Genomic DNA, 12665 nt, shown 5'->3' with positions numbered 1-12665 from the left:
TACCTAAACTATTTTCTGGTTAATTTGGTCAGGGCGTTTTCCAGTTGCGAATCAAGTGGCGCTTCTATTCGCATGGTGGTCAGGCTGTTCGGGTGGGTAAAACTGAGGCTCTTGGCATGCAAAAATAACCGGTTTAACCCTAATTGATTCATCTGGCTGCTAAAAGCGTTATCACCATATTTATCGTCGCAGGCTATAGGATGGCCTTTACAGGCAGTATGCACCCGGATTTGATGGGTACGACCGGTCACCGGAAATGCTTCCACCAGGGTGCCTTCTGCGTAACGTTGTAAAATCCGGAAGCGGGTTTCGGAGGGTTTACCATTAACTTCGTCAACTTTAACCACCCGCTCGCCCGATTGCAGGGTATTTTTGCGCAGTGCATCGGTAACTTTGCGTATTTTGTTATCCCAGTCACCACTGACCAGCGCCCAGTATTTTTTCTCAACTGTTTTATCGCGCAGCTGAGCATGCAAATGGGTAAGCACCGAACGTTTTTTGGCAATCAGTAAACAGCCAGAGGTATCGCGGTCTAACCGGTGTACCAGCTCCAACAATTTAGCTTGTGGCCGCAGCGCGCGCATTGCTTCAATTACCCCAAACTGCAACCCGCTGCCACCATGCACAGCCATTCCGGAAGGCTTATTCAGGACAATAAGGTCATTGTCTTCAAACAGAATATGGCTTTCCAGTTCGCTTACCAGACTTAACTTAACCGATACCCGATCCGGCTCAGCAGCAACGGTTAACGGCGGCACCCGCACAATGTCGGCTTGTTGCAGCTTATATTCAGGTTTGACCCGCTTTTTGTTAACTCGCACCTCACCTTTTCGCAAAACCCGGTAAATAACACTTTTTGGCACGCCCCTGAGGCGTGCCAGCAAAAAATTGTCTATTCGCTGACCGATAAAATCATCTTCGATTTCAATCATTTGTATCGGTAATTTGATTTCATCCGCCATGTGCTTTAAATACTCTGCTAAAATTACTTTTAAGTTGCTATCCGATGCATATTAGTGGGATAATCACCCGGCTAATTATGCCAAAACGTGGCAATTAGGGCGCTCAAAGTGACATAAGAGAAATTGTGCGGCACCGTCAGGGGATGTGATCATACCGAATTCGTGGTGAAAACCAACGTTTTTATAGCCCCGGCGTTTAAATATCGCCATTTGCCTGAGGTAATGTTGCGTAATTTGTTACCAACAACGGCAAAACACAGTTTCCGGTAACCTGAGCAACAAGAATAATTTGCTATAACGCAACGCCGAACGGCGGTGTGTTTCAGATTCAAACGAAAACAGATAACTATACTGTAAATAGTGACAATTTGGTTCCCTCAGGTATCCCAGTCGGGAGACTGCATTATTTAATGCCTGATAACATCTGAACACCCAGGTGCCCAGTAAGGTTGCGTTGTGGCTGCATAACAGAGTCACCCAACAATGAAAAGAATGCTAATAAACGCAACGCAGGAAGAAGAAATCCGCGTTGCTTTGGTCGATGGCCAAAAACTGTACGACCTGGATATTGAAAGTCCGGGCCATGAACAAAAAAAAGCTAATATTTACAAAGGAAAAATCACCCGGGTTGAACCTAGCCTCGAAGCTGCTTTTGTAGATTATGGTGCTGACCGCCATGGCTTTTTACCGTTAAAAGAAATTTCCCGCGAATATTTCCCCAAAGGTTATAGCTTCGATGGCCGCCCTAATATAAAAGAGGTGGTTAAAGAAGGTCAGGAAGTTATTATTCAGATTGATAAAGAAGAACGTGGTCAGAAAGGCGCAGCGTTAACTACTTTTATTAGTTTAGCCGGATCTTACCTGGTGTTAATGCCAAATAATCCTCGTGCTGGTGGTATTTCACGCCGGATTGAAGGCGACGAACGTCAGGATCTGAAAGACTCTCTGGGCCAGTTAGACATGCCGGATGGTATGGGGTTAATTGTCCGTACTGCCGGTGTTGGTAAATCTTACGAAGAGCTGGATTACGATTTAAAAGCCTTGCTAAAGCATTGGTCGGCCATTACCGACGAAGCAGCAAAGCGGCCTTCCCCCTTCTTAATTCACCAGGAAAGTAATGTGGTATTTCGCGCAATCCGCGATTACCTGCGCCGGGACGTTGGCGAAATCCTGATTGATAACCCGAAAATTTTTGAAGAAGCTAAAGTTTATATTCAGCAATTCCGGCCTGATTTTGCCCACCGGGTAAAAATGTATGACGGCGAAGTACCGCTGTTTATGCACTACCAAATTGAAACCCAGATTGAAACGGCTTTCCGGCGTGAAGTAAGGCTACCTTCAGGTGGCTCTATCGTAATTGATGGTACCGAAGCCCTGACTGCTATTGATATCAACTCGTCAAAAGCGACTAAAGGCGGTGATATCGAGGAAACCGCTTTTAATACCAACCTGGAAGCGGCTGATGAAATAGCCCGCCAGCTACGCTTACGCGATTTGGGTGGCTTAATTGTTATCGACTTTATCGATATGACGCCGGTCCGGCATCAGCGTGAAGTAGAGAACCGTTTAAAAGATGCGGTGAAACACGACCGGGCCCGGGTCCAGATTGGCCGGATCTCCCGTTTTGGTTTACTGGAAATGTCACGCCAGCGGTTGCGCCCATCACTGGGTGAATCTGCCGGTCATGTTTGCCCGCGCTGTCATGGCCGCGGCACTATTCGTGGTACCGAGAGCTCAGCGTTATCTATTCTGCGTTTAATTGAAGAAGAAGCGATTAAAGATAACACCAGCCAGATCCACGCTCAGGTACCGATTTCGGTTGCGACTTATCTGATGAATGAAAAACGCGAATCAGTACGTCGTATTGAAAAACGCAATGGCATCCAGATTTTCATTATTCCAAATGAACACCTGGAAACACCCAACTATGAAGTATCTCGGATCCGGATTGATGAAGAGCTGGATGACGTTAGCTATAACATGGTTAAAGCACCAGATGTAATCAGCAAACCCTACCAGCCAAGTGTTGAAGTAGTAAAAGAGAAACCGGCCGTATCGGCGATAAATATTGCCCAGTCAGCACCGGCCCGCTCTGCACCGGCTGCAGCTGCACCGGTAACTGCAGCTCAGCCTGATTTATTTGGCAAACTGAGTAAGTGGTTTAAAGGTTTAATTACTGGCAGCGAACCGAAAACTGAGCACAGCAAAACGCCAAGCCAGCAACATACTGCCCGCAAAGAAGAAGGCAAATCGAACCGTGATGGTGGCCGGACTAACCGCGACGGTAACCGTGATAGTAATCGCGATAGTGGCCGTGATGCAGTTCGTGACGGTAGCCGCGCAGAGGGTAAAAACGACAATAACCGTCGGCGTAATAATAAGCGCCGTCGTCCCGACCAGGCTGACCGTGCTGTAGAGAAAGATGACACGGTTAGCAACACCGTTGCCGCGCCGGCAAAACAGGAACGGGCGCCACGCCCGCCACAGGACCGCAGCCGCCAGCAAGACAATCGCAAACCGCAAGCTGAAGCACCCGCGGCGGTAGCTGCTGAGCAAAGCGAAGAGCCTAAAGAGCGCAGTGTTGCTGCAGAACGTCGGCAGCGCCGTAACATACGTAAGTCAGTGCGGCTGAATCAAGCCACTGACAATGCCAGTACTGATGCTACGGCAACTGAGCAAGTTACTACTGCTAAAGTCCCGGCTGAAAAGCTGGTAGTTGCAGACACGCCGGCCTTGAACACTCAGGTAACTGAAAGCCAGGCTGAGCAATCAAGTGCTGAGCCAGCAAGCGCTGAAACAGTAAAAAGTCCCCAGGCTGCTGATATTGCTGCAACATCAGCAGTAACCGAACAGCTGACAACAGAAAGCACGGCGGCGGATGTTACGGACAATGAACCCGCTGAGCAAAGCAATACAGCACCTGAGCAGGAAGACGCTGAAGCTACCGAGCCACGCAGTCGCAACCGACGCTCACCACGGCATTTACGTGCTGCGGGCCAGAAGCGGAAAAAAGACCAGCAGGAACTTGCTGCGGGTTTAGAAACTGCTGCTGAAGATGCGGTAACAACTGATGCAGAAACCGCAGCTGAGCAAAAAGTTGAGCAAAAAGTTGCCACTACACCAGCTACAGTTGCTGCCGCTCCTGCAGAAGCGGCTAAACCAGCAGAAAGTGCTGACAATGCAGCAGCGGCAACAGTTGACGTTAGGGTTGATACTGATGCTGAAGCTAGTGTTGATGTGACTGAAAGCAAGCCCAAAAGCAGTAAGGCCAGGGCTAAACCGGGCCGGCCACGTGGCAAGCGTAAAACGGCTGAAACCGCCGCAGCTGAAGTTACTACCGAAACTGAGGTAGTTAAAGCAGACGTAGTTAAGTCAGAGCCAGCAGCCCCGGCAGTTAAAGTGGAGAACAGCGCACCAGAGCAATCGGAGCTGAACCTGGCGCCGGCCGAAGTGCCAGCTGCCAGCCAAGCCGCTGAACAAGCCCCGGTAGCTAAAGCTGCTCCGGCAAAAGCTGCTAGCCGCTTTGGTAACATGGTAGTGGCAGAAATGGCCAAACCTGAAACCAGTAATGCGACGCCTGCTGCTGAGCCAGCTCCAACGGCAGCGGCAGCGGCCAGCGCGGCAGAACGGCCAGCGGTAACAAGCTCTAACCGGCCTGCAGGTTCAGCTTTTGCCAGACAAGCAGCCAGTGCGCCAATGACTAAACCAGAAAAAGCAGAATAAAAAAAGCCCCCTAATGCGGGGGCTCTTCAAAACTGCCAGATAAAAACCAGCTTAACAGCTGGTTTTTTTATGTTCAGAAATCATACTTAGCACTAAATTGTAAGCGATGCATATCGCCATCCAATCCCGACTCGGCTTCCCGGTTAGCAAGTTTGTATTCAACCCCAAACATCAGTTTTTTCGCTGCCTGATAAATCAGGTTAGTTGTCCAGCTACTGGTGGTTTTCGTGACGCCGGCTCCGGTTAACGCGATGTCATTATCAACGCTTAACATTGAGTAAACCAGATTACTGCGCCACTGACTGTTCCAGTTATGGCGGTAGGCAATCGCAAAAGCGGTGGAATCAATGGCATCCAACTCGTTATTACTGTTAAGTACAGCGCCATTAGCAGTATTTAAGCCAATATAACGGCCTACACCAGAACCAGTAGTTGCGGTGAGCCGGATATCATTATTATTAGCTAACAAAATTTTTGCTGTTGCACTTAAGCCAAAAGCTGAGGTCGTGGTGTCGAAACTTGCAGTTTCATAGGCTAACTGTCGGACTAATGCCGAAACCGACCAGTTACCCCACTCAGTCTTCTGGCCATATTTAAACACCAGATCCGGAGTGGCATTGTCGTCAGTGGTGATGCGTCCGCCGCCGCCAAAAGGAGTGACTGTGGTTTCAGGATTCTCAATAGCAACCTGAAAATTGCCGCTGGTATAGCGAATTTGTGCCTGGCGGGCAAATGGCATAGCGTCGGTATTACCGATAAAGTCCAGTGTATCCGGCAGCGCACTTAAATCCATAAAGGTGGTCCAGGTTTGCCCGAATAACCAACCATCATAGGTAATAAATGCCTGACGTAAGCGTGGTGAATAACTATTGGTGATCCGCTCATCACCACCGGCTGTCACCAGGAAGTCTAGCTCTATATGGCCACCGAGGGTTTTACCATTTTCAAGCTTGGTCGTGGTTTTAAAGAAGAAGCGCGACTGACGGGCATGAAAGTCAAAGGTACCACCTTCGTCGGCTCCACCGACCGGCGTCAGGCTCGGGATATAAAAATCACGACCAATACCGGTTGCTATCTGACCGTCAGAGCTGTCGGTATACATAGCATCAAGTTTAACGTAGCCGCCAAAGGTTACATCCGTATCGCCAATATTAAAACCATTAGCCTGAACACCACCGGCCGATAACGCCATCGCTGAAGCTGCAGCCAGGGCATGTAGGGTCTTTCTCTGTCTCATCTGAAGTTCTCCATCTTTATTATTGTAATAACATCTGGTTTGCGTTATTTGGATTTTGACGGTACAACTTTGGGTGACAGTCTTAAAGTTCGCAATTAGCCTTTAGTCGCAGTTAGCATAATGGATAAAGCTTGGCTAAACTCTTGGCTAGAATCTCGGCTAGACTATGGTCTAATTTCATTTGCTGCCTCAATTCGATAGAAAGTAACCAGTCATAATATCTATTATAAATACTGTAGATCCACAGGGGAAACTATGTCACATCCAAGCCTTTATCCGGTAAGTGAGACGGCCAAAGCCAGAACACATATCACAGATGACATTTATCAGGACATGTACCGCCAGTCGGTAGAACAGCCCGAGCAATTCTGGGCTGAGCAAGGCAAACGTCTTGATTGGATCACACCTTACAGCAAGATTAAAGATACCAGTTTTGAATTAGGTAAGGTTAAAGTTAACTGGTTTAGCGATGGCAGCCTGAATGCCACTTACAACTGTCTGGATCGTCATCTGGCCAGCCGGGCTGATCAGGTCGCATATTACTGGGAAGGTGATGAGCCTGGTGTACAGAAAACCGTAACTTATCAGCAACTGTATGATCAGGTTTGCCGGTTGGCCAACGGCATGAAATCGCTGGGGATTAAAAAAGGTGATCGGGTAACGATATATTTGCCAATGATCCCGGAAGCGGCTGTAGCCTTGCTGGCTTGCGCCAGGATTGGCGCGGTGCACTCAGTGGTATTTGCCGGTTTCTCACCTGATGCGCTGGGAAGCCGGATTGTCGATTGTGATTCAAAATTAGTTATTACCTCTGATCAGGCGCTGCGTGGCAGCAGAGCAACCCATTTAAAAGACAACACTGATGCCGCCCTCGGCCATCTTGGCAGCGACAGTCCGGTGCAAAACGTTATAGTAATAAAACACGTTGGTAAAAATATTGATTTTCACCCGAACCGGGATGTCTGGTATCACGAACTGGTAGACAGTCAGAGTAATACTTGCGAACCAGAACCCATGAACGCCGAAGACCCGTTATTCATTTTATATACCTCGGGTTCTACCGGTAAACCAAAAGGCGTGCTGCATACTACCGGCGGCTATCTGGTGTACGCGGCAATGACCCATCAGTATGTATTTGATTATCATGATGGTGACATCTACTGGTGTGCTGCTGACGTTGGTTGGGTCACCGGTCACAGTTATATTATTTATGGCCCTCTGGCCAATGGTGCCAGCAGCGTCATGTTTGAGGGAGTACCGACCTACCCCAGCGTTAAACGAATAGCCCAAATAGTTGATAAGTATCAGGTCAATATACTCTATACCGCTCCTACCGCCATCCGGGCTCTGATGGCCCATGGCGACACTCCGGTAGAGGGCGCAAACTTAAGTTCCCTGAAGATTCTGGGCAGTGTCGGCGAACCGATAAACCCGGAAGCCTGGAACTGGTATTATGAAAAAATTGGTCTGGCTCAGTGTCCGATCGTTGATACCTGGTGGCAAACTGAAACCGGCGGCATTTTAATTACGCCATTGCCAGGTGCAACGGCACTGAAACCGGGCTCTGCCACCCGGCCATTTTTTGGCGTTAAACCAGCTATTGTCGACAACGAAGGTAAACAGCTGGACGGTGTGGCTGAGGGTAATCTGGTTATCCTTGATAGCTGGCCGGGGCAAATGCGCACCTTATATGGTGATCATGACAGGTTTGAACAAACCTATTTCAGTACATACGCTGGCGTATATTTTACCGGTGATGGTGCCAGACGCGACGAAGACGGCTATTACTGGCTGACCGGCCGGGTAGACGACGTGCTGAATATTTCCGGCCATCGCCTTGGTACCGCAGAAATTGAAAGTTGCCTGGTAGCACATGATGCTATTGCTGAAGCAGCAGTGGTTGGGTACCCGCATGATATTAAAGGTCAGGGTATTTATGTGTATGTAACACCCAGAGTAGGTGTGGAACCCAGCGATGAGTTAACCAAAGCCATCCGGGCCTGGGTAAGGGAAGAAATCTCCCCGATTGCCACGCCAGACCTGGTGCAATGGGCACCATCTGGCTTGCCTAAAACCCGTTCCGGTAAAATTATGCGGCGCATTCTGCGCAAAATTGCCGCCAATGAACATGATCAATTGGGTGATATATCTACCCTTGCCGACCCATCAGTAGTTGAAATTTTGGTGAATAACCGTTTAAATCGTAAGTAAGGAATAAACAGCGTACACTTACGTTGTTCCAGTTGCAGCAAAAAAGGCCGCTATTGCGGCCTTTATAATAATTACAATTCTGGACCTTACCGGAGGATTTATATGGCAAAGCTTATCGTTGCTGACGACCACCCGTTGTTTCGCAATGCGCTGATTAATGCGATAAGCAGTACCTTTGTCACTAAGGCGACCATCGAAACTGACAGTTTCGAGACCACCTGCACTGCATTGGAACAACACCCCGACACCGATTTGCTATTGCTGGATTTACATATGCCCGGCAATTGTGGCTTTCTTGGCTTAATTCAGTTACGTAAAAACTATCCCAGCCTGCCGATCGTGGTTATTTCAGCCAGCGAGGAGCTGGATGTGATCCGGCGGGTTATTGCCTTTGGCGCCTCGGCCTATATTCCCAAGTCAGCCAACCCGGTGGATATCAGTACTGCACTGAATGCCGTGCTGGCAGGCGAGCTTTGGGTACCGGCCAGCCTGCAAAAAGCAGTTTTTCAGGAGCAAAGTGCCGGCGAGGACTTAGATTTAGCAGCCAAAGTTGCCCAGCTTACTCAGCAACAATATAAAGTATTGTATTACTTAACCGAAGGCTGGCTGAATAAACAAATTGCCTATGATTTACATATTTCAGAGGCAACCGTTAAAGCACATATCACCGCTATCTTTCGCAAACTGGGCTGCACTAACCGTACCCAGGTGGTTATCCAGGCACAGCGCCTGACGCTGGAACCCCCGGTTGACCGGGCAATGGCCCAGCAACGCTGAGTTAATGACAAACTCTGGCAGCAGAAGCTTGCTGCCGGTTAGTCATTGCCGGGTAACTGCTTGCTGCGCTTTAGCATTTTAAAATGATTCAGGCTGGCTCTGAGTGCACCCGGTTTAATCGGCTTAGCCAGATACATTAAGCCGGCGGCCTTAGCCTGCGCGGCCAAATCAGCTTGCGGCGAGGCAGAAACCAGAATACCACCGACATTTCCCCAATATGTTTTAATTTGCTGATACAAATCCAGGCCGTTTACATGCTGTCCTAACTGGTAATCAATTAACATCACATCGGGTGCCGGTGCATTACGAGCATAATCCAACAATTCTGCATCATCGTAAAAGCAACTTACTTCGGCTATTTGCCACTGTTCCAATAATACTTTTAATGCTGCAAGATTAGCAGCATCATCATCAATGCACACCACGGTTAAACCAGGCAGAGGTCGCTGCACTTGCTGACCAGGCAGCGACACCATGGTCCGTTGGGTGCGCTGCGCCAGCGGTAAACTGATACTGAACAGCGTGCCCCTGCCAGGCCAGGAGCGCACCTGCAACGGATGGCCCAGCAATTTCGCCATCCGGTGAACCACGCCAAGGCCTAAGCCGACACCTTGCTGCCCTCTTGCTGTCGCGTCTATCCGGTAAAAATCTTCAAATATCCGCTCTAAATCATGTTCTGATATACCAGGCCCGGTATCCCATACCTGAATAAGCACACTATCACTGCGCTTTCTGCAACCCAGTAGAATGCGTCCTTTTACCGTATATTTAATTGCATTTGACAACATATTTTGCAATATTCGCCGAAGATAGGTTGAGTCAGTCATTACATAGTGTTCCGCCATCCGGACTTTCAGACCCAGGCCTTTCTGACTGGCAACCAGGCTGTATTCATCGGCCAGTTGCGACAACAGATCCTGCAATGCAACCGACTGTACATCGGGCTTAAGCTTACCATCATCCAGTTTGGCAATGTCCAGCAAGGTTGAAATCAGTTCTTCTGAGGCTTTTAATGAATTATCCAGCTGACTGAGGATAGCTTTTTGCTGCTGCTTTTCCTGAGCACCACTAAGTGCGGCGGTAAATAATCTGGCTGCGTTTAATGGTTGCAATATATCGTGGCTGGCCAGTGCCAGAAACCGGGTTTTTGAGGCATTAGCCGCCTCAGCTTCAGCTTTTGCCTGCAAAAGTTGCTGCTCGGTTGCACGCCGCCGCCCCACTTCTGCCAGCAGTTCATGGTTGATATCAGAGATGGTCTGGGTGCGTTCCTGCACCCGATCTTCCAGGTGTTGCTTGGCTTCCGCCAATGCCTGCACCGCTGTTACATGCTCAGAAATATCAGTAAAGCTGGTAACAAAGCCGCCGCCAGGTATCGGGTTGCCTCGCATTTCGATAACCCTGCCATCAGGGCGCACCCGCTGGAACACATGGGCGGTGCCCTTTTGCATATGGGTGATCCGTTTTTCGACATGCTCATCCGGATCACCCGGGCCACAGAGACCCCGTTCAGCATTCAGTCGCACAATATCGGCTACCGGCCGGCCAACCCGCACCATGCCCTCCGGATAACTGAACATTTCCAGGTAGGCTTTATTCCAGGCTACCAGTTTCAGCTCGCGGTCAACCACACTGACCCCCTGGCTCAGATGTTCCAGGGTAGAGAATAATATTTTACGGGAGAACTGAATAGCCTGGGTGGTATCGTCAAACAGGGTTACCACATCTTCAAAACCGAGCTGACGCCCTTCCAGCACCGCGTTAACCATAGCTGAAGCAGACGATGCGCCAATTACCCCTGCCAGCTCGCGTTCAACATGCTCCACCAGGCCAACACTGGGTAAGTCGTCCAGTTGCAGATTGATTTTGTGTTTGCGGCCAAATTCAGCCAGACACTCGATTGCCCGGCTGGTGCCGACAAAGCGCTCCAGTAAGATTTTTAAATCAGCATTATGAATGCGGATCCGCCTTGCCGGCGTATCACGATGGTCAATTGGCAGGTTGGGCTTAACAAAAGCCACGGCCTGCAACCGGTCTTGCAAATTAACATTACTAAGCAGCGATACCACCAGATAAGCAAGAATATTAAAGCCCAGCGACAGCAGCACGCCATGACTTAAACTGTCCAGCGAAATGCCAAACATGCCGGTTGGCGACAGCCAACTCAGGCCAAACATACCCTGCTGCATAATGTCGCTGTTAATAACTCCGGCATTAACCAGCTGCGGTAACATCAGGGTATAGAACCATAACACCAGGCCTAAGCTCAGGCCGGCATATACGCCCCAGGCGTTGCCACGACGCCAATATAAGCCTCCCAGTACCGCTGGCGCCAGTTGGATAGCCAATGCAAAAGCCAATAGCCCGGTTTCTGCCAGCTCATAGTTGCGGGCAAATATCTGATAATAAAAATAAGATAAGCCCATCACCAGCAAGATCATCGCCCGGCGTACCAGTAAAATCAGTAAGCTGTAATCGTGCGGCATCCCCTTGCGATGATTGGTTTTCAGTAAACTTGGCATCACCACGTCGTTACTGATCATGGTACTCAGCGCCAACGTAGCAATGATAATCATCGAGGTTCCAGCTGAAAAACCGCCAATAAAAACCAGCACACTTAAACTGTTCCAGCCTGACTGCGTTGGGATCAGCAGCACGAAACTGTCGGCCTGGTCTAACATAGCAGGAAACATCTGCATACCTGCCACAGCAAGTGGTACTACTACTATGGTAACCAGCAGCAGGTAACCGGAGAACCAGCGTCTGGCATGGCGCAGGTGATGGTGGGAAACGTTTTCAACAAAAGCAACATGAAACTGGCGTGGCAGGAGGAACACAGCCGCCATTGCCAGAATGGTTTTGGTAGTAAATTCAACTATGCCAGACGTACTGTACTGGGCCTGCTGCTTGCTGGCATGCGCAGCAAAAGCCTGCAATACGTTTTGATCTGTATCCAGAATAAACACATACACAGCGATGGCAAGTGTTAGCAGGGCAAACAGTTTAACCACAGATTCAAAAGCAATAGCCACCATTACCCCACGGTTCTGCTCAGTTAAATGCAGCTTGCGGGTACCAAATAAAATCGCAAAAAAGGCCATGGCGATGGCGCTGAGTAAAGCGCTATCCTGATACCAGTGAGCAACACTGTCAGTATAATCTCCGCCCAGTAACACCTGATAAGAGCTGGCCACTGCTTTTAACTGCAAAGAAATATAGGGCACTACCACAATAAGGCAAATTATGGCGGAAAACATGGCAATGTTTTTACGTTTACCATAACGGGCAGAGATAAAGTCGGCTATAGAAGTAACGTTTTGTTTTTTTGAAACATATAAAAGTTTAAATAAAAATGGCTGGCCGAAAACAAACAGTAAAATAGGGCCGAGGTAAATGGGTATATAATCCCAGCCGCGGGTAACTGCAGTGCCTACCGCACCGTAGTAAGTCCACGAGGTACAGTAAACCGCCAGTGCCAGACTATAAATTAACCCCCCATACTTTCGTATAAGCCGGTCGTCGGCATGGCGTTCACCCCAGTTGGCAATCCAGAATAAACCCCCGACGTAAATCAGCGCCAATAAGGCGACAGTCCATGCCGTCACTGCTTTCTCCTACTATCTTAATAACAATACTTTGGGCTGCAACACCCCTGCTGTCAATCTCTTGCCAGCAGGCTTCGACTAAAGTCGGGCTGGCGCACCCGTTAACTGCTGCTAGATTAACAATGCTCGATAAAAATAACTAAAGGAGAAATA

General features: G+C 49.0%; 6 protein-coding genes. 3 read left to right on the top strand and 3 right to left on the bottom strand.

Annotated features, from left to right (window positions below; translation table 11 throughout):
- Positions 1-8: 8 nt before the first annotated feature.
- Positions 9-962 (bottom strand): 23S rRNA pseudouridine(955/2504/2580) synthase RluC, encoded by a 954-nt coding sequence (gene rluC / locus H141_RS0107380; protein WP_019675614.1) that lies wholly within the window; start codon positions 960-962, stop codon positions 9-11.
- A 483-nt stretch (positions 963-1445) separates the two neighbouring features.
- Here rluC and rne point away from each other — a divergent pair, with 483 nt between their 5' ends.
- Complete coding sequence (gene rne, locus H141_RS0107375) at positions 1446-4685, top strand: ribonuclease E (protein ID WP_026349300.1); 3240 nt, start codon at positions 1446-1448, stop codon at positions 4683-4685.
- Between the two features lie 73 nt (positions 4686-4758).
- Here rne and H141_RS0107370 read toward each other — a convergent pair whose 3' ends face one another.
- Positions 4759-5922: a DcaP family trimeric outer membrane transporter gene (locus H141_RS0107370; RefSeq protein ID WP_026349299.1), complete on the bottom strand. Its 1164-nt coding sequence runs from the start codon at positions 5920-5922 to the stop codon at positions 4759-4761.
- Between the two features lie 255 nt (positions 5923-6177).
- Here H141_RS0107370 and acs point away from each other — a divergent pair, with 255 nt between their 5' ends.
- Entirely contained in the window at positions 6178-8133 is a 1956-nt protein-coding gene (gene acs / locus H141_RS0107365; RefSeq protein ID WP_019675611.1) for an acetate--CoA ligase, read from the top strand.
- A 102-nt stretch (positions 8134-8235) separates the two neighbouring features.
- Positions 8236-8910: a LuxR C-terminal-related transcriptional regulator gene (locus tag H141_RS0107360; RefSeq protein ID WP_019675610.1), complete on the top strand. Its 675-nt coding sequence runs from the start codon at positions 8236-8238 to the stop codon at positions 8908-8910.
- A 38-nt stretch (positions 8911-8948) separates the two neighbouring features.
- Here H141_RS0107360 and H141_RS0107355 read toward each other — a convergent pair whose 3' ends face one another.
- The gene (locus H141_RS0107355; RefSeq protein ID WP_019675609.1) at positions 8949-12512 is read right to left on the bottom strand and encodes a PAS domain-containing hybrid sensor histidine kinase/response regulator; all 3564 of its coding nucleotides are present in this window, start codon (positions 12510-12512) and stop codon (positions 8949-8951) included.
- Between the last annotated feature and the right edge of the window lie 153 nt (positions 12513-12665).

The organism is Arsukibacterium perlucidum DSM 18276 (assembly GCF_000382165.1).
GTDB lineage: Bacteria > Pseudomonadota > Gammaproteobacteria > Enterobacterales > Alteromonadaceae > Alishewanella > Alishewanella perlucidum.
Note: the sequence above shows the minus strand (reverse complement) of the source record. Positions and strands in the feature narration are given on the sequence as shown.